The sequence below is a fragment of the Streptomyces europaeiscabiei genome, from assembly GCF_036346855.1.
GTDB lineage: Bacteria > Actinomycetota > Actinomycetes > Streptomycetales > Streptomycetaceae > Streptomyces > Streptomyces europaeiscabiei.
This window is the reverse complement of the sequence record NZ_CP107841.1, coordinates 8,772,008-8,797,547: the sequence shown is the minus strand read 5'-3', so window position 1 is coordinate 8,797,547 and position 25,540 is coordinate 8,772,008. Positions and strand designations below refer to the sequence as shown.

Annotated in this window: 23 protein-coding genes and 1 pseudogene; 19 read left to right on the top strand and 5 right to left on the bottom strand. The window is 71.8% G+C overall.

Features of this window, described 5'->3' with window-relative positions; translation table 11 throughout:
• The first annotated feature begins 119 nt into the window (after positions 1–119).
• Genes pcaH through pcaDC form a run of 4 tightly spaced genes read left to right on the top strand, consistent with a single transcriptional unit; the run spans position 120 to position 4,002 of the window.
• Positions 120–893 carry a protocatechuate 3,4-dioxygenase subunit beta gene (pcaH, locus tag OG858_RS38195; RefSeq protein ID WP_328543993.1) on the top strand — a complete coding sequence of 258 codons (774 nt, stop codon included), beginning with the start codon at positions 120–122 and terminating at the stop codon, positions 891–893.
• Between the two features lie 6 nt (positions 894–899).
• Entirely contained in the window at positions 900–1,505 is a 606-nt protein-coding gene (pcaG, locus tag OG858_RS38190; RefSeq protein ID WP_086749108.1) for a protocatechuate 3,4-dioxygenase subunit alpha, read from the top strand.
• Complete coding sequence (gene pcaB, locus OG858_RS38185) at positions 1,502–2,869, top strand: 3-carboxy-cis,cis-muconate cycloisomerase (RefSeq protein WP_319265628.1); 1,368 nt, start codon at positions 1,502–1,504, stop codon at positions 2,867–2,869. The genes pcaG and pcaB overlap by 4 nt, the downstream gene beginning before the upstream one ends.
• Positions 2,866–4,002, top strand: coding sequence for a bifunctional 3-oxoadipate enol-lactonase/4-carboxymuconolactone decarboxylase PcaDC (gene pcaDC, locus OG858_RS38180; protein ID WP_086749106.1), 1,137 nt, complete (start codon positions 2,866–2,868; stop codon positions 4,000–4,002). Before pcaB ends, pcaDC begins: the two co-directional genes overlap by 4 nt.
• Here the strand turns inward: pcaDC and OG858_RS38175 are convergent.
• Complete coding sequence (locus OG858_RS38175) at positions 3,995–6,667, bottom strand: ATP-binding protein (RefSeq protein ID WP_086749105.1); 2,673 nt, start codon at positions 6,665–6,667, stop codon at positions 3,995–3,997. The two genes, pcaDC and OG858_RS38175, sit on opposite strands and share 8 nt — an antisense overlap.
• A 320-nt stretch (positions 6,668–6,987) precedes the next feature.
• On the opposite strand from OG858_RS38175, the pseudogene OG858_RS38170 reads away from it, so the two are divergent.
• Positions 6,988–7,407, top strand: a pseudogene (locus OG858_RS38170) (MFS transporter); the annotation flags it as partial.
• 162 nt (positions 7,408–7,569) lie between these two features.
• Positions 7,570–8,628 (top strand): DUF2510 domain-containing protein, encoded by a 1,059-nt coding sequence (locus OG858_RS38165; protein WP_086754354.1) that lies wholly within the window; start codon positions 7,570–7,572, stop codon positions 8,626–8,628.
• A gap of 171 nt (positions 8,629–8,799) precedes the next feature.
• Here OG858_RS38165 and OG858_RS38160 read toward each other — a convergent pair whose 3' ends face one another.
• A complete protein-coding gene (locus OG858_RS38160) occupies positions 8,800–9,414 on the bottom strand; it encodes a TetR/AcrR family transcriptional regulator (RefSeq protein WP_086754355.1) in 615 nt (204 codons plus the stop codon).
• A gap of 230 nt (positions 9,415–9,644) precedes the next feature.
• Between OG858_RS38160 and OG858_RS38155 the strand changes: the two genes are divergently transcribed.
• Together OG858_RS38155 and OG858_RS38150 are read left to right on the top strand one after the other, a co-directional pair.
• Complete coding sequence (locus OG858_RS38155) at positions 9,645–10,445, top strand: phosphatase PAP2 family protein (RefSeq protein WP_328543994.1); 801 nt, start codon at positions 9,645–9,647, stop codon at positions 10,443–10,445.
• Entirely contained in the window at positions 10,442–11,413 is a 972-nt protein-coding gene (locus tag OG858_RS38150; RefSeq protein ID WP_328543995.1) for a DMT family protein, read from the top strand. Before OG858_RS38155 ends, OG858_RS38150 begins: the two co-directional genes overlap by 4 nt.
• Positions 11,414–11,656: 243 nt before the next feature.
• Here the strand turns inward: OG858_RS38150 and OG858_RS38145 are convergent, their stop codons facing one another.
• Positions 11,657–13,720 (bottom strand): phosphocholine-specific phospholipase C, encoded by a 2,064-nt coding sequence (locus OG858_RS38145; protein WP_328543996.1) that lies wholly within the window; start codon positions 13,718–13,720, stop codon positions 11,657–11,659.
• Between the two features lie 274 nt (positions 13,721–13,994).
• On the opposite strand from OG858_RS38145, the gene OG858_RS38140 reads away from it, so the two are divergent.
• From OG858_RS38140 to OG858_RS38130, 3 genes are read left to right on the top strand one after another with little or no spacing between them, the layout of a single operon-like run.
• Positions 13,995–15,059, top strand: coding sequence for an aromatic ring-hydroxylating dioxygenase subunit alpha (locus OG858_RS38140; RefSeq protein WP_179200809.1), 1,065 nt, complete (start codon positions 13,995–13,997; stop codon positions 15,057–15,059).
• On the top strand, positions 15,056–15,238 hold the full coding sequence (locus OG858_RS38135) for a hypothetical protein (protein WP_086746840.1): 183 nt from the start codon (positions 15,056–15,058) through the stop codon (positions 15,236–15,238). The genes OG858_RS38140 and OG858_RS38135 overlap by 4 nt, the downstream gene beginning before the upstream one ends.
• The gene (locus OG858_RS38130; protein ID WP_086746841.1) at positions 15,235–16,200 is read left to right on the top strand and encodes a PDR/VanB family oxidoreductase; all 966 of its coding nucleotides are present in this window, start codon (positions 15,235–15,237) and stop codon (positions 16,198–16,200) included. Before OG858_RS38135 ends, OG858_RS38130 begins: the two co-directional genes overlap by 4 nt.
• Here OG858_RS38130 and OG858_RS38125 read toward each other — a convergent pair.
• On the bottom strand, positions 16,177–17,028 hold the full coding sequence (locus OG858_RS38125) for an IclR family transcriptional regulator domain-containing protein (protein WP_086746842.1): 852 nt from the start codon (positions 17,026–17,028) through the stop codon (positions 16,177–16,179). The genes OG858_RS38130 and OG858_RS38125 overlap by 24 nt on opposite strands.
• A 261-nt stretch (positions 17,029–17,289) precedes the next feature.
• On the opposite strand from OG858_RS38125, the gene OG858_RS38120 reads away from it, so the two are divergent.
• The 4 genes from OG858_RS38120 to OG858_RS38105 are packed head-to-tail and all read left to right on the top strand — an operon-like array spanning position 17,290 to position 20,613.
• On the top strand, positions 17,290–18,258 hold the full coding sequence (locus OG858_RS38120) for an ABC transporter substrate-binding protein (RefSeq protein WP_086746843.1): 969 nt from the start codon (positions 17,290–17,292) through the stop codon (positions 18,256–18,258).
• Positions 18,255–19,028 carry an ABC transporter permease gene (locus OG858_RS38115; RefSeq protein WP_086746844.1) on the top strand — a complete coding sequence of 258 codons (774 nt, stop codon included), beginning with the start codon at positions 18,255–18,257 and terminating at the stop codon, positions 19,026–19,028. Before OG858_RS38120 ends, OG858_RS38115 begins: the two co-directional genes overlap by 4 nt.
• Positions 19,025–19,804, top strand: coding sequence for an ABC transporter permease (locus OG858_RS38110; RefSeq protein ID WP_086746845.1), 780 nt, complete (start codon positions 19,025–19,027; stop codon positions 19,802–19,804). The genes OG858_RS38115 and OG858_RS38110 overlap by 4 nt, the downstream gene beginning before the upstream one ends.
• A 23-nt stretch (positions 19,805–19,827) precedes the next feature.
• Positions 19,828–20,613: an ABC transporter ATP-binding protein gene (locus OG858_RS38105; protein WP_086746846.1), complete on the top strand. Its 786-nt coding sequence runs from the start codon at positions 19,828–19,830 to the stop codon at positions 20,611–20,613.
• Positions 20,614–20,688: 75 nt separating this feature from the next.
• On the opposite strand, the gene OG858_RS38100 is transcribed toward OG858_RS38105, so the two are convergent.
• Positions 20,689–21,372, bottom strand: a complete 684-nt coding sequence (locus OG858_RS38100; RefSeq protein WP_319064079.1) for an MmyB family transcriptional regulator — start codon at positions 21,370–21,372, stop codon at positions 20,689–20,691.
• A 274-nt stretch (positions 21,373–21,646) separates the two neighbouring features.
• Here OG858_RS38100 and OG858_RS38095 point away from each other — a divergent pair, with 274 nt between their 5' ends.
• Genes OG858_RS38095 through OG858_RS38080 form a run of 4 tightly spaced genes read left to right on the top strand, consistent with a single transcriptional unit; the run spans position 21,647 to position 25,538 of the window.
• Positions 21,647–22,303: a helix-turn-helix domain-containing protein gene (locus tag OG858_RS38095; protein WP_086750220.1), complete on the top strand. Its 657-nt coding sequence runs from the start codon at positions 21,647–21,649 to the stop codon at positions 22,301–22,303.
• Between the two features lie 31 nt (positions 22,304–22,334).
• Positions 22,335–22,865 (top strand): toxin-antitoxin system, toxin component, encoded by a 531-nt coding sequence (locus OG858_RS38090; protein ID WP_086750221.1) that lies wholly within the window; start codon positions 22,335–22,337, stop codon positions 22,863–22,865.
• Between the two features lie 53 nt (positions 22,866–22,918).
• Complete coding sequence (locus OG858_RS38085; RefSeq protein ID WP_086750222.1) at positions 22,919–24,127, top strand: MAB_1171c family putative transporter; 1,209 nt, start codon at positions 22,919–22,921, stop codon at positions 24,125–24,127.
• Positions 24,111–25,538 carry an FAD-dependent oxidoreductase gene (locus tag OG858_RS38080; RefSeq protein WP_319268500.1) on the top strand — a complete coding sequence of 476 codons (1,428 nt, stop codon included), beginning with the start codon at positions 24,111–24,113 and terminating at the stop codon, positions 25,536–25,538. The genes OG858_RS38085 and OG858_RS38080 overlap by 17 nt, the downstream gene beginning before the upstream one ends.
• The last annotated feature ends 2 nt before the right edge of the window (positions 25,539–25,540 follow it).

Below are 25,540 nucleotides of genomic sequence, written 5' to 3'. Positions count from 1 at the left end.
CGGGCCGGCCGGTCGCGCCCGCGCGGCGGAGCCGCACAGGGACCACAGCCCCGCGCCCCCACGGGCCATGACGCCGAACCCGACTTCGACGAAACCCTCAGAGACCTCAGGGAACCCGTATGACACTCACCCAGCACGACATCGACCAGGAGATCGCGGCCGAGCACGCCGCGTACGAGAAGAGGGTCGCCGACGGTGCGCCGGTCGAGCACCAGCCGCGCCGCGACTACGCCCCGTACCGGTCCTCGGTGCTGCGGCACCCGAAGCAGCCGCCCATCGGCATCGACGTCACCAAGGACCCGGAGCTGGTGGAACTGTCCTCCCCCGCTTTCGGGGAACGGGACATCACCGAGATCGACAACGACCTGACCCGGCAGCACAACGGCGAGCCGATCGGTGAGCGCATCACCGTCTCCGGCCGGCTCCTCGACCGCGACGGGCGCCCGCTGCGAGGCCAGCTGGTCGAGATCTGGCAGTCCAACGCGGCCGGCCGGTACTCCCACCAGCGCGAGCAGCACGACGCGCCCCTGGACCCGAACTTCACCGGCGTCGGCCGCACGCTGACCGACGACAGCGGGCACTACCGCTTCACGACGATCCAGCCGGGCCCGTACCCCTGGCGTCAGCACGTCAACGCCTGGCGCCCGGCCCACATCCACTTCTCGCTCTTCGGCTCGGCGTTCACCCAGCGGCTCGTGACGCAGATGTACTTCCCGAGCGACCCACTGTTCCCCTACGACCCGATCATCCAGTCGGTGACCGATGACGCGGCCCGGCAGCGGCTGGTCGCCACCTACGACCACAGCCTGTCGGTGCCGGAGTTCTCCATGGGCTACGTCTGGGACATCGTGCTCGACGGCCCGCAGGCCACCTGGATCGAAGAAGGACGCTGACCTGCCATGACGAAGATCGACACCAACCGCCCGGAGACGGTGCTCCCGACCCCGTCGCACACGGTCGGCCCCTTCTACGGCCACGCCCTGCCCTTCCCCGGCGGCGGCGACATCGCCCCGGTCGGCCACAAGGACACCATCTCCCTCCAGGGCTACGTCCTCGACGGCGAGGGCAACCCGCTGCCGGACGCCTTCCTGGAACTCTGGGGCCCGGACCCGGACGGCAACCTCTCCCAGGTCGACGGCTCCATGCGGCGCGACCCGGCCAGCGGCGGCTTCCTCGGCCGCAACGGCGTGGAGTTCACCGGCTGGGGCCGCGTCCAGACCGACGCCAACGGGCACTGGACCGCGCGTACGCTGCGGCCCGGCGCGCGCGGGCGGAACGCGCCGTACCTCAGCGTGTGCGTTTTCGCGCGGGGCCTGCTCGTCCACCTGTTCACCCGGATCTACCTGCCGGGCGACGAGGCCGCGCTCGCCGCGGACCCGCTGCTCTCCCGGGTGGACGAGGCGCGCCGGGGCACACTGATCGCCGAGGAGCAGGGCAACGGCACCTACCGTTTCGACATCCGCCTTCAGGGCGAAGGCGAGACGGTCTTCCTGGAGTTCCAGTGACTTCTGCTGACGCCGACACCGGTCTGCTCGCTCCCGGGTGGGCCGGTTCCCCGGCCGCGGCCTCGACCGGCGACACCGCCTACCTTCAGGCGCTGCTCGACACCGAGGCCGCACTGACCCGCGCCCAGGCCGCGCTGGGGCTTGTCCCCGTCGCGGCGGGGCCCGCGGTGACCTCGGCGGCGGTTGCCGCCGCCTTCGACCTGCCGTCACTCGCGGCGCGCGCCCGCGGCGGCGGCAACCCGGTGATCCCCCTGGTCGCGGACCTCACGACGGCGGTCGGCGGCGAGTACGGCCCCTTCGTTCACCGGGGTGCGACCAGCCAGGACATCATGGACACGGCGACGATGCTGGTCGCCGCTCGCACGCTCGACCTGATCCTGACGGACCTCGGCCGTACTCAGTCCGCGCTGGCCGCCGTCGCCGCCGCGCACCGGGACACCGCGATGCCGGGCCGCACCCTCACCCAGCACGCCGTACCCACGACCTTCGGGCTGAAGGCGGCGGGCTGGCGCTCGCTGATCCTGGACGCCAGGGACCGCCTCACGGCCGTACGGGCGAGCCTGCCCGTCCAACTCGGAGGCGCGGCAGGCACGTTGGCTGCCTTCACCGCCTTCCGGACGACCGGCGCCCGGGCCACGGCAGCCCCCGCACATCCGGTCGACACGCACGCCCTGGTCGCCGCGTACGCCCGCGAACTCGGCCTCCGCGCACCCGAGTTGCCCTGGCACACCCTGCGCACCCCGATCGCGGACCTCGCCGGAGCGCTGGCCTTCGCCGCGGGCGCCCTGGGGAAGATCGCGGTGGACGTACTCACCCTGGCCCGTACCGAGATCGCGGAGGTCGCCGAGGGCAGCGGGGGCGGTTCGTCGGCGATGCCGCACAAGGCGAACCCCGTACGGTCCACGCTGATCGTGGCGGCGGCCCGGCGGGCACCCCAGCTGGCGGCGACGCTGTACGGCGCGCTGCCCGCCGAGGACGAGCGGCCCGCCGGGGCGTGGCACGCCGAGTGGGAGCCGTTGCGCGACCTGCTCCGGCTGGTCGGGGGTGCGGCACGGGACGCGGTGGACCTCACGCGGGGCCTGCGGGTGGACGCCGACGTGATGCGCCGGCACCTGGACCTCACCCACGGGTTGATCGTCTCCGAGCGGCTGGCGGCCGAGCTGGCCCCGGTGCTGGGCAGGGCCCGCGCCAAGGAGCTGCTGACGCGGGCGGCCGGGCGGGTCCACACCGAAGGCCGGTCCCTCGGCGAACTGCTGGCAGAGGAACCGGAGTTGCAGGACCTCGACCTGGCGGATCTCACCGATCCCACCCACTACACCGGCTCCGCCGGAGCCCTCACCGACCGTGCCCTGGAGCGACGTTGACCGACAAGCTGCTCAACCACCGCGCGGAGGGCCCGGCCTCCGCTCCCCCGCTGCTGCTCGGCCCCTCCCTCGGCACTTCGACCAGGCTGTGGGACAAGGTGGCGCCCGAGCTGTCGATCACACACCGGGTGATCCGCTGGGACCTGCCGGGACACGGCGACTCCCCCGCCGACCTGATCGCCCCGGGTGCCACGGTCGGCGATCTGGCCGCACTGGTGCTGGCCCTGGCGGACGCGCTGGGCATCGAGCGGTTCGCGTACGCGGGTGTGTCCCTGGGCGGCGCGGTCGGCCTGCAGTTGGCCGCGCACCACCCGCAGCGGGTGTCGTCCCTGGCCGTGATCTGCTCCTCGGCCCACTTCAACGGGGCCAGGCCTTGGCGGGAGCGGGCGGAGCTGGTGCGCAGGGAGGGGCTGGCCGGGCTCGCGGAAACCGCCGACGCGCGGTGGTTCACACCCGGTTTCACCGTGCCGGAGCTGGTCGACGACCACCGCAATGCCGACCCGGAGGCGTACGCCGCCTGCTGCGACGCGCTCGGCTCGTTCGACATCCGCGAGGACCTGTCCAGGATCTCCGCGCCCACGCTGCTCGTCGCCGGCCGGCAGGACCCGGCGACACCGCCCGCGCAGCTGCGGGAGATCGCGGACGCTGTGCCCGGATCGTCGCTCACGGAGATCCCGGGCGCTTCCCATCTCGCCCCCGCCGAGCGCCCGGAGGCCGTACTGGCCGCGCTGCGCGGGCACTTCGACGGATACGCGAAGCGCGGCATGGAGGTGCGCCGCCAGGTCCTCGGCGACGTGCACGTGGACCGCGCCCAGTCCCGGCAGACGCCCTTCACCGCCCGCTTCCAGGACTTCATCTCCCGCTACGCCTGGGGCGAGATCTGGACCGACCCCACACTGTCCCACCGTGAACGCAGCATGATCACGCTGACCGCGCTCGTCGCACACGGCCACTACGACGAACTGGCCATGCACATCCGCGCGGCCCGCCGCAACGGCCTCACCCCGGAGGAGATCGGCGCCGTCCTCCTCCAGACCGCCGTGTACTGCGGAGTCCCGGCGGCGAACTCCGCGTTCGCGACGGCCCAGCGGGTACTGGCGGAGGAGGACGCGGACCACGGCCGGACTACATGAGTCCTTCCAGCGCCTTCCTCGCCCGCTCGACCAGTCCGTCCGCGCCACAGGACTCGGCCAGGGTCAGGCCCCGGTCGAGTTCGGAGGCGGAGCGGATGGCGATGCCGTGGTCGACGCGGGCCGCCGCGTGCTCGTAGGCGGAGGGCGAGGCCGCCAGGTAGGTGACCGCCTGGGCGTACAGGGAGGCGGCCTGTTTACCGGTGGCGAGGTAGGCCTCGACGCGCAGGGCCTCGCCGATGGCGGTGTCCGTGCCGAGGCGTTCGGCACGGCGGCGGACGCCCACGGCGAGTTCGGCGGCGCGGCGCGGGTCCTCGGAGGCGAGGGCACGGGCGAGGTCCCCGCCCCAGGGGGCGATGACCGTGTTGTGGTGACCCCGGGCGGCCGCCGCCTTCTCCGCGGCCTCCAGTTCGTTGATGCCGTCCTTGGTGCGGCCGACGGCGAGCAGCAGCCGGCCCCGTACGGAACGGGGGTCGGGCAGCACGACGGTGGACGGGTACGGAGGCGCGAAACCGTGCTCCTCGGCGACCGCCCAGGCCTCCTGGACATGGCCGCGGGCGAGCAGTGTGTCCACCAGGTTGCAGGTCGACGACCAGTGCAGGGGCAGCCCGCGGCCGACCCGCTCGGCGAAGGCCAGCGACTTGCGCAGGGACTCCTCCGCCTCCCTGAGGCGGCCCCGCATGCGATGTCCGTGTCCGACGTAGGCGTGGGCCAGGGCGAGATGGCCGCCGCTCCACCCGGCGCTCTCGTAGGTGCGCAGGGCCTCCGTGTAGAGGCTCTCCGCCCGGTCGAGCCGGTCGGCGTAGGCGTACGCGATGGCCAGCATCAGCGGCAGTTCGATGTCCCACTCGCTGTCGGTCCAGCCGAGTCCCGGCGCCAGCCGGCCGTTGACGAGGGCGCGGTCGCAGAACTCGACGACCTCCTCGGCGTTCTCCCCGCGCACCACCGCGTCGAAGCCGCGCAGGATCAGCAGCGCGCGTTCGGAGTTGTCCCTCCCCGTGCAGGCCGCGGCGAGGGCGGACAGCTCCTGGGAGTGGGTCGGTGAGAGATCCACGTCCGCGTGGATGACCTCCCACATGTAGTGGGCGGCCTGGAGCCGCATCCGGGCCGGGCCCGGTTCCAGCCGGGCGACCTCCGCGTCGACCGTGCGGACCGCCTCCTCCAACTGGTCGTTGTGGAGCAGCGCCTGGGAGAGACGGAAGACCGCGTTCACACGCTCGGCGCTGTCGAGGCCCGGCTCGGCGAGTGCCGAGCGGAGGTACTCGACGGTGGTGGCGGGCGAGGTGAGAAGGGTGGCGCAGCCCAGTTCGTAGAGCACGCGGACGCGGACGTCCTGCTCCGGCGGCTCCTTCAGGGCGCGTTCCAGACAGCGGCGGGCGGCGTCCGGGGCGCCCACGGCGAGGTGCTCGCGCGCGGCGGCGCGCAACTGTTCGACCAGTTCGGGGTCACCGTCGGCGTGCACTTCGACGAGGTGGCGTGAGGCCGCCGCGGCGCCCCGCCCGGACTCGCTGACGACCGTCGCGGCCACGCCGTGGAACGCGGTGCGGATGCCCGGTGGGATCGACTTGTAGACCGCGGTGGCGATCAGCGGGTGCACGAACTCCAGGTCGCCGTCCTCCGCCCTGCGGTTGACCGGACTGGGTTCGGTGAGGATACGGGCCGCGGTCAGCAGATCGGCACACTCCGCCGCCGTCTCGCGGTTCAGGGAGGCGAGCCGGGCCACGATCTCCACGGAGATGCCGGTGTGCAGGATGGCCGCCGCCCAGGCGAAGCGGGTGGCGTCGACGCCGAGCGTCTCGAGACGGGCCACGAGACCGCGGCCTCGTGCCGTCCGGTTCAGGGCGCGCAGTTCGGCGGCGGAGCCCTCGGCCGGTTCCAGGTCGCTGTCCTGCACCTTGGCGAGGAGCTCGACAGTCTCGTACGGGTTGCCGCCGGTCACCGCCCACACCTCGCGGCAGAACGGGTCGTCGGCGTGTTCGCCGACCGTGGCGCGGGTGAGCCCGGCGGTGGCCTCGGGCGTGAGCGACCTGATCGTGGCGATCGGGCGGGCCTTGGCGGCGACCTGGGCGAGATGGCGGGTGCCCTCACCGGTGGCCTCACCGGGGCGGCGGGCCACCAGGACGAGGACGCACATCTCCGTCAGGCGATCGGCGACGGCGGACAGCCAGTGCAGGGTCTCCTGGTCGGCCCAGTGGGCGTCGTCGATGAGCAGCACGAGCGGCCAGGTCCGCCGGGAGAGCCGGTTCACGACGGCGACGAGCCCGTCGCACACGGCCTGCGGGTCCACCGGGCCCTCGCCCGGTTCCGCGAGCCCGAGTGCGGGTCCGGCGATGTCGTACCAGTCGCCCAGGTACTCGCGGATCTCCTCGTCCATAAGCCCGATCAACGCGGGCTGCAGCAGCTGCCGTACGACGTTGAAGGGGACGGACGCGACGGTCTCGCCGCCGCGTGCGTACCAGGCCGTGCAGCCTCGCTCCCCGGCGATCCGGCGGGCCTCGGCGAGGAGGGCGGTCTTGCCGATGCCCGCCTCGCCGCTGAACACCAGGACACTGCCCGGGGATGCCTTGTCGACCCGGAGTTCGTCGATGGCCTGTGTGATGGCGGCGATCTCCGCGTCGCGCTCCCACAGGGAAGCCGAGGCGGCCGGATCGGGCCGTCCCTCCGTCATCCCGCTACCTCCCCAGCGTCCGCCGAACGACGTACAGGTCATTGAGCGTAGCCCGCCGACCGCCGAAGTGGAGACTGGTCCGGGCACCTATTGCCGTGTCGGGTGACGTCGGACGGCTCCGGGGCGACGCATCCGGCCGCCCACCTGCCGCGTTGATCGTGATTGACAGTCAACTGCCCGTGATCCGAGGCCGGTTTTCCGGTTCCCGGGTGTTGGCGGATTCTCTCCCCCCGGATCCTGAATGACCGCATCCGCGCACGGCCGGTACCCGCGCTCCGGCGGGCCCGAGAGGGTCCCGCAGGACCCCGTTCCCAGGGTCGGTGGGCACCTTCATCCAGTGGTACGGGTTCGGGGTCCACGGCTGTTTCGCGACGGTCGTCGCGGCGCGGTTCTTCACACCGGCGGGCGGCGGCGAGGTCGAGGGGCTGTTGAAGATGTACGCCTCGTTCGCACCGGCGCGTTCTTCCGGCCGGTGGGCGTCGCGCTGTTCGGGGCAGGCTCGGTGACCGGATCGGACGCCGTCCCGTGCTGACCCCGCTCGATCGTCCTGATGGCGGTGGCGACGCCGATCGGCACACTCCCGACCTACGACACGGTCGGCGCCCTCGCCCCCTGGCCGCCGACCTTCGTCTGGGTGCTCCAAGGTCTGCCCTCGGGAGGGGAGTTCGGGGGCGCGGTGTCGTGGATGACGGAGTCCGCCGCCGCCGGGCAGGCGGGGGCTGTACGGGTCGCGGCAGTCCGGTGGGCCGTCGAAGCGGCTCGGCGGCGTTCGCGCGTGGTCCGACACGATCGGGCGCCTGGGCGCTTCAGGACGTGGTCGGTGCTGGGGCGATCGGGCGGTGAGTCGGCGAATACGGGTCCCCTCTCATCCGGTTTTCACTCCGGCCTCATACGGTTGCACCATGACGCAGGTGACTCCTCCCGGCTGGTACCCCGACCCCGGCCGGACAAATGACGCGCCCGCCACCGAACGCTGGTGGGACGGCAAGGCGTGGACGGACCAGATCCGGCCCGCGGGCTCGGCCACGGGGTTCGGCCCCCCGGCCTATCCGCCGGGCGCCGGCCCGTACCCGCCGGGGACCGGGGGCCACCCGGGGTATCCCGGGCACCCCGGACATCCCGGGTACGCCGGATATCCCGGGTATCCGGTCGCGGCTCCGAAGCGCGGTCTGCGCATCGGGATAGCCGTCGCCGTGGCGGCCGCGGTGCTGGCCAGCATCGGGGTGGGGGTGTACGCCCTGACCCTCAACGACAGTGGCAGCGACGGCAGTACGACCTCCCAGGGCTCCGGCGGGCAGAACGGCCAGGGCGGTACCGACGGCGGGCCGGGCGGCAACTCCGGCGGCCAGGGCGGGCCCGGTGGATCGGGCGGCTCCGGCGGCCAGAGCCCCGCACCGGACGGCTCCGGGCAGCCGCCGCAGACCGAGGAGGGGTACGCCACCGACACGACCAGCGGCATCAGCATCCCCGTGCCCGACGGCTGGCTCGGCTCGGCCCTGCAGGCCGGCGCGCAGGTGACGACGGAGGCGTCGTACAAGTGTCCGGCCGACGCCACGAAGACCTGCACACGCGGCGGCGCCTACTCGTCACCCGTCGAGTTGCTGAAGCTGAAGGCCACCACCGCCGAGGCGGCCGCCAAGGAGGACATCTCCCAGGCCGCCGAGGACGCCTACGGCTCCGAGGGCTACGGGAAGATCACCTCCCACGAGGAACTGGCCTCCAAGGCGGTGACCGTGGCCGGCGAGAAGGGCTACTACGTCCGCTGGAAGGTCGTCACGGGCAAGGGCGACGACGGCTATGTCGAGTCGCTGGCCTTCCCCTCCCCGGCCGACTCCTCACGGCTCGTCGTGGTCCGCTTCGGCATCGACGTGAGCGACGAGGCGCCCAAGCAGTCGGTCATCGACGACATCACCAAGGGCATCAAGAAGGCGTCGATCAGCGGCAGCGGTCAGGGCGTCTGACCGCCCGCACGCCCGTCCCACTCCGGCCGATCGGCCGGAAAAGTCGGCCGGGTGGGATTCCTCTCCGCTCCAGAGGAACCCCACCCGGCCGGGGTACGCGCCGCCCCCGTCCCCACGGTGCGGCGCGATCAGGTCGTCGTCCGGTTCAGTCCACGGACGGCGGCCCGAGTCTCACGCGAGGCCGAGCGTCGGTAGCACGGCCGCCTCGATGAACTTGATGATGTACGTCTCGTCCGCGTCCTGTCCCTCCAGGACCGGGCGGGCGCGCAGCACGCCGAAGATCTGCGCCGGAATGAACTCCAGCGCCGGATGGTCCGCGGAGACCTCGCCCCGGGCCACTCCGCGGGCGATCATCGTCCGGAGCGCCTCGATCTCCGGCTCCACCAGCGCGTCCCGCAGGGCCGCCCGCAGCTCCTCGTCCTGCACGACGGCGTGGCCGAGGGCCTGGAACAGCCGCCCCTCCAGAACGTAGCCCTCACCGGCCGCCCGGGCCACCTCGCGCAGGTCACCGGCGAGAGTGCCGGTGTCGATCCCCGCGAAGCGGACACTGCGGCGTGCGCGCAGCGCGGCCGCCACGAACTGCGGCTTCGTCCTCCACTGCCGGTAGAGCGTCGACTTGCTGCACCGCGTGGTCGCGGCGACGCCCTCCATAGTGACCGAGTCGTAACCGCACTGACGGATCTGTTCGAGCACGGCGTCGAAGAACTCCTGCTCACGCTCGGGCGTGAGTTTGGAGCGGCGCGAGGCGACGGCCGCCTCCGGGCCGTCCGCGGCCTGCGACGTCATGGCCCTTGTCTCCTTCGGTCGTCCCCAGCCGAAAAGCCTGTCGATACGGCACTGTACCGGAACGCCTCCGTATCGGTACAGTGCCGTATCGATACCCCATCGTTTCGGTACAGTGGCGTATCGGTACACTCTCGTATCGGTACTCATGCGTATCGGTACTCATACGTATCGATCGCCTGTACCGCCATGGGAACCAGCGCCACCAGCGCCGTAAGCGAAAGGGCCGGGGGATGGAATGCCGCACCGAGCCTGCACAAGAGCGGGCCGCCGCGATAGAGCGGCCGCCCCTCGTCCGTGAGTTCCTGCTCGTCGCAGGGCTCTTCCTCGTCTACAAGTTCGGCCGGATGCTCGCCAACGGCCACACCACGGAGGCCTTCCGCAACGCCCACCTCGTGTGGGACTGGGAGCGGGCCCTGCACCTGCCGGGCGAGGGCTCCGTTCAGTCGGCGCTGCTGCACGGCGACACGCCGGTCCACCTCGCGAACGTGTTCTACGCGACCGTCCACTTCCCGGCGACCATGGCCTTCCTGGTCTGGCTGTACCTGCGGCGCCCCGCGCACTACGTCTGGGCGCGCCGGGTACTCGCCGCCCTCACCGCCGCCGCCCTGCTGCTGCACCTCGCGTTCCCGCTGGCCCCGCCGCGGATGCTGGACGTCGCCAGCCTCGTCGACACCGGACAGGTGTACGGGCCGACGGTCTACTCGGCGGCTCCCGCGACCGACTCCCTGGCGAACCAGTTCGCGGCGATGCCCTCACTGCACTTCGGCTGGGCCCTGATGGTCGCGATCGGTCTGATCGCCGCGACCCGCTCCCGTCTGCGCCGGCTGTGGCTGCTGCACCCGCTGGTGACCCTGGTCGTGATCGTCGGCACGGCCAACCACTACTGGCTGGACGCGATCGTGGCGGGCACCCTGCTGGCCGTCGCCCTCGCCGTGATCCAGCTCCCGCACTCCACGGCCACGACCGCCGGGCAGCACTCCACGGCCCTCGTGCCGGCCGAGGAGCCCGTCCTGGTGGGGGCGGGCCGATGAACGCCACCCTCGTCGCCGTCGCCCTGTCCCTGGTCTCCGCCGTCGCCTACGCGGCCGCCGCCGTGGCCCAGGAACGGCTCGCCTCCCGCAGCACCGACACGGGCGTACGGCGGATGCTCGCCAGCGGCGCCTGGTGGAGTTCCGTCGCGCTGAACGCGGGGGCCGCGCTGCTGCACGTCGTGGCCCTCAGGTACGGCCCCCTCACCGTCGTGCAGCCCCTGGGCGCGCTGACCCTCGTGGCGGCGGTGCCGCTCGGGGCGCGGGTGGCCGGGCGCCGGGTCACCGCGACGGAGTGGCGTGGCACCGCGCTCACGCTGGCCGGACTCGCGGCGATCCTGATCGCCGCGTCCGGGCCCGCCCCGGACGATGTGCTGAGTGTCCCGGAGGCCGTCGCCGTGGCCGGCGCGACCGCTGCCCTGATCGGTTTCCTCTCCCGCCCCGGCACCGAGCCCGGGCTGCGTCACGCCGGCGCGTCCGGCATGGCCTCGGGCGTCGCCTCCGCGCTCACCCAGACCGTCACGGTCGCCGCGACCGACCGCTCGGGCTCCCTCCTCGACGTCGAGGTCGTCGTGGTGGCCCTCCTGGTCGCCTCGTTCGCCGTGGGCGGTCTCCTGCTCTCCCAGACCGCGTATCGAGGGGGCCTCGGCGCGCCCCTCGCGGTCGTGACCCTGGCGAACCCCCTGGCCGCCGCCGTGATCGGCCTCTCCCTCCTCGGCGAGGGCCTGCGGGGCGGCGTCGCGGGGGTGTCGCTCGCGGTGGCGGGAGCGGTGGTGGCGGCGCGGGGCGTGGTGCTGCTGACCAGGGTGACACCGGTGGTCGAGATCCAACCGATGGGCCCTGCCCCGGTGGACGAGGACCACCCGGTGGCGGCCGTGCTCGCACTGGAACCCCGCCACGCCCCGACGGAGCCGTCACCGCTCCCGCTCCAGCAGGGCTCTGCGGCACCGGGGCACCTTACTCCCCTCTGAGCGCGTCGGGACGAGGTGCTTGCCGGCGCTGGCAGGGCGTCGACTGCGCCCACCCGTGCCGCCCCAGCGGCACGACTGCCCGCAGTCGGGACGGCAGGCGGCACCCGGCGGCGCGGCGGCCGCCGCCGGGGCGGTGCCGGCGGCAGGGCCGCGCGCGCTGGGGCCATAGGCCTTCAGGGGGCGCGGGGACCTGCGCGCTCAACCACGTGCAAGCCGCAGTCGCCCAGGGACACGCGCCCCGAGCTACCGGTCGCCCTGCCGCCACCCCAGCGCCGGATCACTCACCCCCGCCCGCCCGTTCTCCACGTGCCCGGCGAACCTCCGGAGGAACCCCCCGTCGGCGGTGACGGTCAGGTCGTACCAGCGCCTGCTCGACCGGAGATCCACGACCTGCCGGACGGTCGCCCCGGCCCGCACCCTCACCCTGCGGGAGCGGCCACCGTACGCACTCCCGACCTTCAGACTCACCGCGCCGGAGCCCTTGTTGGTGAAGGTCAGCTCCACATCGTCGCCGACGTGCCGCGCGGTCACCTCGGGCCCGGCCGTCGATGCCTTCCCCGGCCCCTCGAAGACCCGCAGGAAGCCGTTCGGACCGTGCACCGTGAGGTCGTACGAGCCACCGGAGTACGCGGAGTTCCACGTGTCCGACACGGCCTTGCCCGCCTCGGTGGTGTACGTCCACGGCCCGTCCGCACGGTTCCCGGAGGTGACGAGGAAGGCCGCCCCCGCCTTGGCACCGGAGGCGAACGTGAGGGTGAGGGTCCCTGCCTTCGGATCGGTCGAACCGTCCACCCTGGGCGCGTACCTGAGCGGCCGGGCCGGTCGCAGCCCCCGCTCCTGCTTCGGCATGCTCGGGTCCGCCGGCACCGCCGGCCTGTAGTCGGGGTGCCGCTCCCGGTCCTGCGGCTCGTACTCCTCGGTGTCCGGCAGCGCGGCCGGCCGGCTGTCCTTGTGGGAGAAGTCGAACGCGGCGGTGAGGTCACCGCAGACGGCCCGCCGCCACGGCGAGATGTTCGGTTCCCTCACCCCGAAGCGGCGCTCCATGAACCGCACGATCGAGGTGTGGTCGAGGGTTTCCGAGCAGACGTAACCGCCCTTGCTCCAGGGGGAGACGACCAGCATCGGTACGCGCGGGCCGAGACCGTAGGGGCCTGCGACACGGTTGGCGTCACCCTTGTAGAGGTCCGGTGCCACATCCACCGTGGACTTGCCGCGGGAGGCGTCGCGCGGCGGCAGCGGCGGCACGAGGTGGTCGAAGAAGCCGTCGTTCTCGTCGTACGTGATGAACAGCGCGGTCTTCGCCCAGACGGCCGGGTTGGAGGTGAGCGCGTCCAGGACCTGGGAGATGTACCAGGCGCCGTAGTTGGACGGCCAGTTGGAGTGCTCGGAGAAGGCCTCGGGCGCGGCGATCCAGGAGATCTGCGGCAGCCTGCCCGCCTTGACGTCCGCCTTCAGCAGGTCGAAGTAGCCGTCGCCGGCCTTGGCGTTCGTACCGGTGCGGGCCTTGTCGTACCAGGGGTCGCCGGGCTCGGCGCCCCGGTACCTGTTGAAGTAGAGCAGGGAGTTGTCGCCGTAGTTGCCCCGGTAGGCGTCCGCTATCCAGCCCCAGGAGCCGGCCGCGTCCAGGCCGTCTCCGACGTCCTGGTAGATCTTCCAGGAGATCCCGGCCGCTTCGAGGCGCTCGGGGTAGGTCGTCCAGTCGTAGCCGACCTCGTCGTTGCCGAGGACGGGGCCGCCGCCCTTGCCGTCGTTGCCCGTGTACCCCGTCCACATGTAGTAGCGGTTCGGGTCGGTCGAGCCGATGAACGAGCAGTGGTAGGCGTCGCAGACCGTGAAGGTGTCGGCGAGGGCGTAGTGGAACGGGATGTCCTCGCGGGTCAGATACGCCATCGTCGTCGTGCCCTTGGCCGGCACCCACCGGTCGTACTTGCCCCCGTTGTAGGCGGCGTGCCCGTCCGGCCAGCCGTGCGGCAGGCCCTCCAGGAACTGCATCCCGAGATCGTCGGCCTCGGGGTGGAACGGCAGGACGTCCTTCGTGCCGTCCGACTGGTGCCACACGCTCCTGCCGTTGTCCAGCGTCACCGGATGCGGGTCGCCGAAGCCCCTTACTCCTCTCAGGGCGCCGAAGTAGTGGTCGAAGGACCGGTTCTCCTGCATGAGGACGACGATGTGCTCGACGTCCTCGATCGTGCCGGAACGGTGGTGCGCGGGCAGCGCCGCGGCCCGCCGGATACTGGCCGACAGTGCGCTGAACGCCGTCGTGGCGCCCGCTACCTGGAGGAATCGCCGCCGGTTGACTTCAGGCATGGGTGGATGACCTCTTGTCCTGACGTGGTGCGTCGGATGTGACCTGCGCGCAAGGAATGGTCCAAGAGGAACCAACGCCGGGGAAGGGTCCGTGGCGCGGATGTGACACGTGGGGGGCCGCCGCGCGAACAGCGCCGGGCCGGCGCGCCACGGCCGCGCAAAGCGGCTTCCGTCTGACGGAAGGGGTATTGCCGGGTCCCGTGCCCGCTCACGAATGTGGTGACACGCGGGGCGACGCGGCTCCGCGCTCAGGGTTCTCAGGGACGGGATCGCCATGCCTCACATGACCGCCTTCGCCAGGAATCAGTGGTACGTCGCCGCCTACGCCGAAGAGGTCGGGCGGGAACTGCTCGGCCGGACGATCCTGGGTGAGCCGATCGTCTTCTACCGGACGGCGGAGGAGGGCACGCCGGTGGCGCTGCACGACCGGTGTGTGCACCGCCGGTACCCGCTGTCGGAGAGCGGGCTGGACGGGGACCGGATCGTGTGCGGCTACCACGGCTTCACCTACGACACGACGGGCGCCTGTGTGTACGTGCCGGGGCAGAAGCGGATCCCGCGGACGGCACGCGTGGCCTCGTACCCCGTGGTCGAGCAGGACTCGCTGATCTGGGTGTGGATAGGCGACCCGGCGCTCGCCGACCCGCAGACCATCCCGCGCGCCCAGCACCTGGCCGCTCCCGGCTGGACCACCGTGCGCGGCATGGAGCCGATCGACGCCGACTACGGGCTGCTCGTCGACAACCTGCTCGACCTGTCCCACGAGACCTATCTGCACGGCGGTTACATCGGCACCCCCGAGGTCGCCGAGACGCCGATCACCACCGAGGTCGACGAGGGCGCGGGCGTCGTACGGGTGAGCCGGCACATGGACGACGCGGAGTGCCCGCCGTTCTACGCGAAGTCGACCGGCATCGAGGGCCGGATCACGCGCTGGCAGGACATCGAGTACTTCGCGCCGTGCCTGTATCTGCTGCACAGCCGGATCGCCCCCGTGGGTGTGGTCCCCGAGGCGGACGGCAGCGACCCGAACGGCTTCCACACCGAGATCACCTACGCGATCACCCCGTCGGCGGACGGCAAGGTCTACGACTTCTGGATGGTCTCCCGGGACTGGGCGACCGAGAGCGACGAGGTCACCGAGTTCCTCAAGGGCAACAACCACACGGTCGTCATGCAGGACGTCGTCGCGCTGAACCTGCTCCAGGAGACGCTGGGCACCGAGCGCACCGGCTACCAGGAGCTGAGCATCAACATCGACACCGGTGGTCTGGCCGCCCGCCGTATCCTCGCCCGGCTGGTCGAGCAGGGCGAGAAGCCGGTGGAGAAGGTCCTGTGAGCACACCTCCCGCCTTCCGGACCGGGGAGGTCTACCGCATCGACTGGCTGCCGGGCACGGACATCCTGCACGGCACCTGTCACTGCGGGCGCGAGCACACCGCGCAGGACCCCATCGAGATGTGGGAGTGGATGCTCGCCCACCCCCAAGGACACGAGCCGCAAGGAAACAGCTCATGACCTCGTCCCCCTCACCTTCGCCTTCGCCGTCGACGTACGAGGCCGAACTCGTCGTCGACGGGCGGGAGTTCGCCGCCGACGGCGTGCTGGCCCTCGTCCTGCGGCATCCGTTGGGCGAGGAACTCCCCGCCTGGGAGCCGGGCGCGCACATCGATGTGCTGCTGGGGCCGGAGCTGGAGCGCCAGTACTCGCTGTGCGGTGACCCGGCGGACCGGCACAGCTGGCGGATCGGGGTCCTGCGGGAGCCCGACGGGCGCGGCGGATCGGCGTACGTGCACACGGAGTTGGCGCGGGGCGACAAGGTCCGGGTGCGCGGGCCGCGCAACAACTTCGCCCTGGAGCCCGTGCCCCGCTACCGGTTCGTGGCCGGCGGCATCGGCATCACACCCATCCTGCCGATGCTGGCCGCGGCCGAGGCGGCGGGCGCTCAGTGGTCCCTGCTGTACGGCGGGCGCAGCCGTGCGTCCATGGCGTTCCGGGAGGAGTTGGGCGGCTACGGGGACCGGGTCACTTTCGCCCCGCAGGACGAGACCGGACTGCTCGATCTCGGATCCGTGCTGGACGGCCTGCCCGAGGACGCCCTCGTCTACTGCTGCGGGCCCGGCGCCCTGCTCGACGCGGTCGAGGAGCGGTGCCCCGGGAAGGCGCTCAGGGTCGAGCGGTTCCAGCCCAAGGTGCAGGAGACGGGCCCGGACACCGAGTTCGAGGTCGTGCTGGAGCGGACGGGGAAGACCGTCACGGTTCCCGTCGGGGTCTCCGTGCTCGACACCGTGCGGGCCGCCGGGGTCGAGGTGCTGTACTCCTGCGCGGAGGGCACCTGCGGGACGTGCGAGACGGACGTCCTGGACGGCACCCCCGACCACCGCGACTCGGTGCTGAGCGACGAGGAGCGCGAGGCCGGGGAGACCATGCTCATCTGTGTGTCCCGGTGCCACGGATCACGGCTGGTGCTCGACCTGTAGCGGTTCCGGGGCCACGGCCCGTGCCCGGCCCGTGGCCGTCCGCGTCACGCACAGGTCGGCCTCGATCCGGGCGACCGTGGCCAGCAGGTGGGGCAGCAGGTCGCGGCGTACCGACTCGACCGAGGTGCGGCCGGCGTGGGCGGGGATGTTCACGCCGGCCACCACCTCGCCGTCCCGGTCCCGGACCGGGACGGCGACCGATCGGAGCCCCTCCTCCAGTTCCTGGTCGACGACGGCGTACCCCTGGCGGCGTACGCGGCGCAGCTCGGCCCTGAGCTGGTCGGTGGAGGTCAGGGTGCGCCGGGTGAGGGGCCTGAGGTCGGCGCGAGCGAGCCGGGCCTCGATCTCCTCGTCCGGCAGATGCGCGAGGACCACCCGGCCGACCGAGGTGACATGGGCCGGGAAGCGGGTGCCCACGGTGATCGAGGCCGTCATGATGCGGCTCGTCGGCACCCTCGCCACGTACACGACGTCGTCGCCGTCGAGGACGCACAGCGAGGACGACTCCCCGACCTGCGCGACCAGCCGCTCCAGATGCGGCACGGCGAGGTCGGGGAGGGTGAAGCTCGCCAGGTACGCGTAGCCGAGTTCGAGCACGCGCGGGGTCAACCGGAACAGCCGGCCGTCGGTGTGGACGTACCCGAGGTCGACGAGGGTGAGCAGGAAACGGCGGGCGGCGGCCCGGGTCAGCCCACAGGTCCGGGCGACCTCGCTCAGGGTCAGCGCGGGACGCTCGGCGTCGAAGGCCCGGATGACCGCGAGGCCCCTCTCGAAGGACCGGACGAAGTGCGGTTCGCGGGCCCCGCCGAACCGGTCTCGATCGGGCATCGTCGCCTCCAGGAAGACGCACAAAGACCGCACGGAATCCGCACGGGACCCACACGAAAGCCGCACGAACGAAGCGCGGCACGTGCGCTCCGTTCGCACGACGGTGCGCTCTGCGCACGCTAGGAGCACACTTCTGCAACTGTCAACGGCCTTGCGGGGCCAGGCCATTGACCCGCGGCCGACGGCGTTCTACCTTCCCGCTGAGCACTTCCGTGCGGTGTGCGCACAGTCTGTCGAAGAGCGTTCCCACCAGGGGGAGTCATGCGTCGTCTGCTCATCGGTCTCGCGGCCGGCACCTTGTTCGTCACCGCGACGGCCTGCGGTTCGTCCGGCTCCGGGTCGGACGGCGGTGACTCGGCATCCGGTGGCACCACCACACTCAAGCTCGGCGTCATCCCCATCATCGACGTCGCCCCCCTGTATCTGGGTGAGAAGAAGGGCTTCTACAGCAAGCGCGGGCTCGAACTGGAGCCCACGCTCGCGCAGGGCGGGGCGGCCATCGTGCCCGGTGTCGTCTCCGGCCAGTTCGACTTCGGCTTCAGCAACATGACCTCCCTGCTGGTCGCCCGGTCCAAGAACGTACCGGTCAAGGCCGTGGTGAACGGGGTCGCCTCCACCGGCAAGGTGGGCGCCGACTTCGCGGCGATCGCCGTGAGGAAGGACAGCCGTCTGAAGTCCGCCAGCGACCTGGAAGGCAAGAAGGTCGCCGCCAACACGTTGGGCAACATCTGCGACACCTCGGTCAACGAGTCTGTCCGCAAGGACGGCGGCGACCCGTCCGAGGTGGAGTACGTGGAGATGCCGTTCGACCAGATGCCGGCCGCGCTCGCCAACGGGCAGGTCGACGCGGCCTGTGTCGTGGAGCCCGCGCTCGCCACCATCAAGTCCCAGGGCGGCACCGTACTGGCGTCGAACTTCGTCGACGTGTCGCCGTACCTCACCGTGGCCATGTACTTCACCTCGCAGCAGTACGCCGAGAAGAACCCGGAGACGGTGAAGAAGTTTCAGGAGGCCACGGCGGAGTCGCTCGCGTACGCCGACGCGCACCCGGACGAGGTCCGCGAGATCATCACCACGTACACGAAGATCCCGGAGAACCTGCTGGAGACGGTCGTCCTGCCTCGCTGGCCCGCTGAGCCGGACCGCGCCTCCATCGAGCGGCTCGCCGAACTGGGGCAGAAGGACGGCCTGTTCGAGAAGGCCCCGGACCTGGACAAGCTACTGCCGTGAGGGGTGCCGACACGCTCCTCGGCGCGGCCGGGCTCGCGGGGTTCCTCGCCCTCTGGGAGGCGGTCCCGCGGCTCGGCCTCGTCGAGGACGACTATTTCCCGCCGGTCAGCCGAGTGGCCGACGCCCTCGCCGGTGAACTCGCCGACGAGGCGTTCTGGGTGGCGCTCGGTGACACCCTCACCGGATGGGCGGTCGGGCTGCTGATCGCCGTGACGGCCGGGATCCTCACAGGAGTGGTCATCGCCGTCGTGCCGTATCTGCGCGAGGCGACGTCCTCCACGATCGAGTTCCTGCGCCCGATCCCCTCGGTCGCTCTGATCCCCCTCGCCGTCCTGCTGTACGGCAGCGAACTGCGGTCGGTGCTTTTGCTGGTGGTCTACGCGTCCTTCTGGCAGATCCTGATCCAGACCCTGTACGGCGTCCAGGACGTCGACCCGGTCGCCGAGGAGACGGCCCGCTCCTACGGCCTCGGCACCTGGGCGCGGATCCGGTACGTCCTGTGGCCCACAGCCCTGCCGTACGTCATGACGGGCGTCCGGCTGGCCGCCGCCGTGGCCCTCGTCCTGGCCGTGACCGCGGAACTCGTCATCGGCGCACCGGGGTTGGGCAGGCGCATCTCCGTCGCGCAGACCTCGCAGGCGGTGCCGGAGATGTATGCCCTGGTCGTGGTCACCGGGCTGCTGGGGCTGATCGTCAACATGGGCGCCCGCACGGTGGAGCGGCGGGCCCTGGCCTGGCACCAGTCGGTGCGTGGGGAGGTGACGGTGTGAGACTCGTGCTGCTGAGGCTGCTGTCCGTCGTCGCCCTCCCCCTCGTCCTGGTCACCGTCTGGTGGCTGGCGTCGGACGACAGCACCGATGTGTACTGGCCGCCCCTGCGTACGATCCTCACCACCTTCCCGGACGTCTGGACGGCCGAGCGGCTGCGCGCCGACGTCCTGCCCAGCCTGCTGCGCCTGTCCGCCGGGTACGCCCTGGCCGCCGTGGCCGGCATCGCGCTCGGCACGGTCATCGGCTCCTACCGCCGGGTGCGGGCGGTCTGCGAACCGGTCCTCGAATTCCTGCGGGCCGTGCCGCCGCCGGTCCTCGTCCCGGTCATCATGCTGTTCGCGGGCATCGGCGACACGATGAAGATCGTCGTCATCGCGAGCGGCTGCGTGTGGCCGGTCCTGCTCAACACCGTCGAAGGCGTACGCGCGGTGGACTCCGTGCTGTCCGAGACGGCCCGGTCGTACGGCATCACGGGCGTGGCCCGGCTGCGGAACGTGGTCCTGCGCTCGGCGAGCCCGCAGATCTTCGCGGGGCTGCGCCAGGCGCTGTCGATCGGCATCATCCTCATGGTCATCAGCGAGATGACCGCGTCCAGCAACGGGCTCGGCCACACCATCGTCCAGTTCCAGCGCAGTTTCGCGATCCCCGACATGTGGACCGGCATCCTCGTCCTCGGCCTGCTCGGGTTCCTGCTGTCCGTCGTCTTCCGGCTGGTCGAGCGGCGCGTGCTCGGCTGGTACCACGGTCTGCGCGCATCCTCCCGGCGGTCGTGGTGACATTCGAGAAGGGGCAGCGGGCGATGCTCGACGTACGGGGTCTGAGGAAGGTCTACGAGGGTTCCGGGCGCCGCGTGGAGGCCGTGCGGGACCTCACGTTCACCGTCGACGCGGGCGAACTGGTCTGTCTGGTGGGCCCGTCGGGCTGCGGCAAGACGACCCTGCTGAAGTGTGTGGCCGGGCTGCTGGACCCGACAGCCGGTGAAGTCGTCCTGGGGGGACGGCCGGTGGACGGGCCGCCGCCGGGCATGGCGGTCGTCTTCCAGGAGTACGGGCGCAGTCTGTTCCCCTGGATGCGGGTCCGCGACAACGTCGAACTGCCGCTGAAGCAGAAGAAGTCGAGCAAGGGCCGGCGACGTGAGCTGGTCGACGACGCACTCGCCTCCGTCGGCCTGTCCGACGCGGCGGGCGCGTACCCCTGGCAGCTGTCCGGCGGTATGCAGCAGCGGGTCGCCATCGCCCGCGCACTGGCCTACGAGCCGGACGTGCTGCTGATGGACGAGCCGTTCGCGGCGGTGGACGCCCAGACCCGCGCCGATCTGGAGGACCTCGTGCGGGGCCTGTGGCGGGAGCGGGGCATCACGATCCTGTTCGTCACCCACGACATCGACGAGGCCGTCTACCTCGGTGAGCGCGTCCTGGTCCTGTCCGCCTCCCCCACCGTCGTACGGGAACAGCTCAAGATCGACCTCCCGGCCGAACGCGACCAGCTGCACACCCGCGTGGCACCGCGTTTCGCGGAGCTGCGCACCCATGTGTACGAGCAGATCCAGGCGGCGAAGCGGGGTGTCCCCCTGGACAAGGGGTGACATCGGGGGACGACGCGGGGTGACCTCCGGTGCCGTCGGCGACCTGAACGCCGGCGGCACCGGAGGGGGTGCGGCTCACCTCTCGGGGGAGGGCACCACGCTCAGATGGCCCGCCGCGGCGCCCCGGGGGCGGCGCGTCCTGCGCAGGGGGTCGGACGGGCGGCCCACCTCGCGCAGGACGAGGGTCATGCGGTGGTATCCCATGTCGCGGAGGGTGTCGGGGGTCTCGCCGACGATCCGGCAGAGGGTGGCGCCCCAGCGCGGGTCCGGGTGGACGAGGGGGCGTACGGCTCCGTCGTGCCGGCCGGCCGCGGGGCCGACCGTGCGGAGCCAGTGCGGGAGGCCGTGGCGGTAGGCGGCGTCCATGATCGGATCCTGGGCGATGTCCCGGCGGATGGACTGCAGGCCCCGATCCTGGGGGTGATGCTCCACCGCGGTGGCGAAGTGGGCGAGCATCGGCAGGCACCAGCTGGACTCGTGGTCGCCGAGGACCGTGGCAGCGTCCGGGTGGAAGAGCACGAACCGGAGGAAGTTGTCGCCCGGCATGGCCGTCGGGTGCGGTCCCACGCCGTTGAAGAGTGCCCGGAACGCGGCGTTGGTCAGGACGACGTCCCAGCGGTGGTCGAGGACGACGGACGGGAACAGGACGGAATCCTGCAGCACGGCGTAGTCCTGGAGGTACGCCTGTGCTTCCCGGGCTTCGAGACTGTCGGGGACGGGCCGCGGTACCGACCGCCGCCCTCCTGCCTGATACGCCATCGGGAGGTCACCCCTCTTGCCTATGCGGCCTTCTCGCGGCGCCTTGATCCTGCTGCCCTGGGCGGAGTCGTGTCAACTATCGTGGCATTCGACGCCTGTTGACGGCTGAATCTCGCCACAGTTGTGGCGAGGCCTGGATGTGAGTTCGACCGAACCGCTAGTCTCCCCGCAGTTCACGGTGTACTTGCCGAGACCGGGGTCTCGCGCCAGGCTTGGATCCACGGATTCCGCAGTACCGCGAAATTGGCCTGAGAGAGACGTAGGAGATCTGTCGGTGACGGATGGCTTCGAGGTTCCGGACGCCGCGGCGACGGTTCTGCTGCCGGCCGTCGTGGCCCGTGTCACCGCGCTGGCGGACAAGCTGCGCGTACGGCACACGGAGGTCTTCGACACCCGACGGCTCTCGGGCGCGTCGGGTGTGCCGGAGGCGGTGGTGAAGGCCCTGCTGAGCGGGCAGCGCGCCGGTGAGCCCGACGTCCAGGCCCGCTTTCTGCAGCGCCTGGACCTGCTGAGACGCACCCGGCTCAAGCCGGGTGGCCGTAAGTACACCCAGCAGGAGATCGCCGACGGCGCCGGCATGTCGCGCCAGCAGGCGGGTGCCCTGATCAACGGGGACCGGCGTCCCACGATGGAGCACTGCGACGCCATCCAGCGCTTCTTCAGGGTGCACGCGGGTTTCCTCACCGCCGAGGACCCCGAGGCGCTGGCGAGCGCCCTGATGCGGACCGAGCAGGAGCTCCTCCAGCAGCTCGCCGACCGTGAGCGCGCGGCGGCCGGGGCCGCCGACGACCCGCTGCAGCGGCTGCTGCAGAACCACGGGGTGCGCTCCATCGCCTGGCGGGCGGCCCAGCTGCCCACCGACCAGCACCGTGACAAGGTGGCGGAGTGGCTGGACATGCTGCTGGAGAGCGTCAAGCGGCCCGAGTCCTGACCGGGGGAGATCTGTGGGCATCGGAAAGGAAATGCGCCGTCTGTGCGGCGAGTTGGTCGGCGAACTCACGCTGCCGGCACCGGCGGACCCCGCCGACCTCTACGGCGCCCTGTGCGACGCCATGAGCAGACGCCGCGGCCGCCCCGTCCACTACCGTACGGCCGTCTTCCCGCCGGGCACGGCCAGTGGGCTGTGGCTCGACATGGCCGAGCAGGACCTGGTGGTCATCGAGGAACGCACCGCGCCCGACCACCAGTTGGTGATCCTCGGCCACGAGCTGTGGCACATGCAGGCCGGGCACTGCGGCCGTCACGTGGAGGGTGCCGCGGTCGCCACGCGCTTACTGAGCCAGGACACCGATCTGCACGCCACCGTGCTGAAGGTCGCCGCCCGGACCCGTTTCGACCTGACGGACGAGCAGGACGCCGAGAGCTTCGGACTGCTGCTGGCCAGCAAGTGCCGTACCTGGCTCGCCGGTTCGGCGCTGCGCGGGCCGGTGCGCCGCGATCACCTGGCCGGCCGCATCGGGGCCTCCCTGGGTTACCGCGGGCCGCAGGGCTGAGCGGCCGGGAACATCGAGAAGCCGAGACGCAGAGACGCCGAGACGCCGAAGACATGGACGGGTCCAGCTACTACATTCCTGCCGTCGCGATGACGATCGCCCTCGCCTCGAAGACACCCGCGCTGCTGCGGAACTGGGGCGACCCCCTGATCAGGTCCGTGTGCGCGCTGATGACGCTGGCCGCCCTGGTCTTCTGCTTCGCCGCGCCGCCGACGATCACCGAGGTCAACCGTGTCACCGGCGTCGCGAACATGTCGGCGGCCGTCGTCTACCTGCTGCTGAGCGCCTTCAGCGGCTCCTGTCTGGTGCTGATCACCAACTGGCGGGGCGGACCGCCCGACACGACACGCCGGCTCTCGCACCGCTGGCTCGCCGGGTACGGCGCTGTGTGCGCGGCGATCGTGCTGCTGTTCGTGCTCGGCGAGGCCCCCGTGGAGCGGGTGCGGGACTTCGACACGTACTACGCCACCACCCCGTTCCTGCGCGAGATGATCGTGCTGTATCTGATCGGTTTCACCGCCGCGGGCGTCGCGATGAACGTCATGTGCTGGCGCTGGGCGCTCCAGGTGCGCGGCTGGCTGCGCGCCGGGCTGGTGATCATCGCGTTCGGTTTCCTGCTCAACATCCCGTTCGCGGCCGTCAAACTGATCGCCGTGGTCACCCGCTGGCAGGGCGGCGACCTGGACTACCTGAGCACGTACGTCGCGCCCGTGCTGTCGTCCGTCGGCGCCCAGATCTGCGCGCTCGGCTTCTGTCTGCCGCTGGCCGGAGAGCGCCTCGGCGACTCCTGGACCATCTGGTCCATGTACCGTCGACTCGGCCCGCTGTGGCGGGAGTTGCGTCCCGTCTGGGCCCAGGCGAGCCACGAGGTGCGGATCTCCTGGTGGGCGCCGGCCCGGCTCCAGATGACGCAGCGGGAGTCCGACATCCACGACGGCATGCTCAGCCTGTACCCGTACTTCGACTCCGAGGTACGGGCCAAGGCGTACACCGCCGCCGTCGCGGCGGGCTCCGATCCCGTCCAGGCGCGGGCCGAGGCCGACGCCGCGATGGTGACGGCGGCGGTACGGGCCAAGGAGGACGACCCGGAGGGCCGGGTCATCAGCTCCGCCACGGCCGACGCCCCCGCCCCGCCCGCCGAGAACCCCCGTGACCTCGTACGGATGTCCATCGCCCTGCGTCAGTCACCCGTCGTAGCGGCCGCCCGTGAATGGGCCGCCGCGACCAGGTCAGAGAGCGACTTCCATGAGCGAACCCGTTAGCGGCCCGAGCGACACCGCGGTCACGGCTCCCCGGCGTGCCGTCGTCGTCGGCGCGGGCCTGGCCGGCCTGCTGGCCGCCGCCGCGCTGCGCGACCACGCCGAGGTCACCGTCGTCGAACGCGACGCGCTGCCCGAGGGGCCCGGCCCCCGCAAGGGCGTGCCCCAGGCCCGGCACGCCCATCTGCTGTGGTCCGGCGGGGCCCGCGCGATGGAGGAACTGCTGCCGGGGGTCACGGACGCCTGGCTGGCGGCCGGCGCCCGGCGCATTCCGCTGCCGACCGGTCTGGTCTCGCTCTCACCCCAGGGCTGGGTGCGGCGCTGGCCCGAGATGGAGTTCATGATCGCGTGCAGCCGCGATCTGCTGGAGTCGGTCGTCCGCGCCCGGCTCCTCGCCGGGCCCCGGGTCACCCTCCTGGACCGCACCGAGATCAAGGGCCTGGCGGGCGATGCCTCCCGGGTGACGGGGCTGCGGGTCCGTCCCGCCGAGGGCGACGAACAGGTGCTCACCGCCGATCTGGTGGTGGACGCCACCGGACGTGGTTCGCGCGGCACCGCCTGGCTCGACGCGCTGGGGGTCGCGCCCGCGCCGATGGACGAGGTCGACTCCGGGCTCGTGTACGCCAGCCGGATCTTCCGGGCGCCCGCGGGCACCGAGGAGTACCCGGTGGTCAATGTGCAGCCGGACGGGTCGCAGCCGGTGCCGGGGCGGAGCGCGACCCTCGTGCCCATCGAGGACGGGCGCTGGCTGGTGACGCTGTCGGGCACCCGAGGAGGTCAACCGACCGCGCTCACGGATGAGTTCGAGACGTTCGCGCGTGACGTCCGGCATCCGGTCGTCGGTGAGCTGATCGCCCACGCCGAGCCCCTGACGGACGTCGTGGTCACCCGCAGCACGATCAACCGGCGGCGTTTCTTCGAGAAGGTGTCCGGCTGGCCCGACGGCTTCGTCGCGATCGGCGACTCGGTCGCCACGTACAACCCGATATACGGCCACGGCATGTCCGTCGCCGCCCAGAGCGCCCTGGCCCTGCGTGAGCGGGTCGCCGCGCACGGCCTGGCGGCGCCGGGGCTCGCGCGCCGCGTCCAGAAGGCCGTGGCGGTCCCGGTGTCGCTGGCCTGGGAGCTGGCCACCGGCACGGACATCCGCTACCCGGAGGCCATCGGCAAGCGGCCGAACGCCGTGCGGAGGCTCTTCGGCCGCTATGTGGAGCGGCTGATCCGGACCGCGCTCGGCCGGCCCCTGGTCTTCAAGGCGTACCTCGGCGTGGTCACCCTCACCGAACCGATCAGCGCTCTCGTCAGACCGGAGGTCGTGCTGGCGGTGCTCCGCGGCCCGGTCAAATCCCCTTTGGTGGAACCGCCCCTGACGGAGCATGAACGGGAAGCGGTGCTGGGCTCGGCACCTCGGTAGCC

Coding starts and splice junctions, on each gene's coding strand:
- OG858_RS38140 (WP_179200809.1), top strand. CDS start 13,995: ATGCCTCACATGACCGCCTTCGCCAGGAATCAGTGGTACGTCGCCGCC.
- OG858_RS38100 (WP_319064079.1), bottom strand. CDS start 21,372: ATGGCGTATCAGGCAGGAGGGCGGCGGTCGGTACCGCGGCCCGTCCCC.
- OG858_RS38105 (WP_086746846.1), top strand. CDS start 19,828: ATGCTCGACGTACGGGGTCTGAGGAAGGTCTACGAGGGTTCCGGGCGC.
- OG858_RS38080 (WP_319268500.1), top strand. CDS start 24,111: ATGAGCGAACCCGTTAGCGGCCCGAGCGACACCGCGGTCACGGCTCCC.
- OG858_RS38125 (WP_086746842.1), bottom strand. CDS start 17,028: ATGCCCGATCGAGACCGGTTCGGCGGGGCCCGCGAACCGCACTTCGTC.
- OG858_RS38175 (WP_086749105.1), bottom strand. CDS start 6,667: ATGACGGAGGGACGGCCCGATCCGGCCGCCTCGGCTTCCCTGTGGGAG.
- pcaH (WP_328543993.1), top strand. CDS start 120: ATGACACTCACCCAGCACGACATCGACCAGGAGATCGCGGCCGAGCAC.
- OG858_RS38155 (WP_328543994.1), top strand. CDS start 9,645: ATGGAATGCCGCACCGAGCCTGCACAAGAGCGGGCCGCCGCGATAGAG.
- OG858_RS38150 (WP_328543995.1), top strand. CDS start 10,442: ATGAACGCCACCCTCGTCGCCGTCGCCCTGTCCCTGGTCTCCGCCGTC.
- OG858_RS38090 (WP_086750221.1), top strand. CDS start 22,335: ATGCGCCGTCTGTGCGGCGAGTTGGTCGGCGAACTCACGCTGCCGGCA.
- OG858_RS38165 (WP_086754354.1), top strand. CDS start 7,570: ATGACGCAGGTGACTCCTCCCGGCTGGTACCCCGACCCCGGCCGGACA.
- OG858_RS38085 (WP_086750222.1), top strand. CDS start 22,919: ATGGACGGGTCCAGCTACTACATTCCTGCCGTCGCGATGACGATCGCC.
- OG858_RS38130 (WP_086746841.1), top strand. CDS start 15,235: ATGACCTCGTCCCCCTCACCTTCGCCTTCGCCGTCGACGTACGAGGCC.
- OG858_RS38145 (WP_328543996.1), bottom strand. CDS start 13,720: ATGCCTGAAGTCAACCGGCGGCGATTCCTCCAGGTAGCGGGCGCCACG.
- pcaG (WP_086749108.1), top strand. CDS start 900: ATGACGAAGATCGACACCAACCGCCCGGAGACGGTGCTCCCGACCCCG.
- OG858_RS38160 (WP_086754355.1), bottom strand. CDS start 9,414: ATGACGTCGCAGGCCGCGGACGGCCCGGAGGCGGCCGTCGCCTCGCGC.
- OG858_RS38120 (WP_086746843.1), top strand. CDS start 17,290: ATGCGTCGTCTGCTCATCGGTCTCGCGGCCGGCACCTTGTTCGTCACC.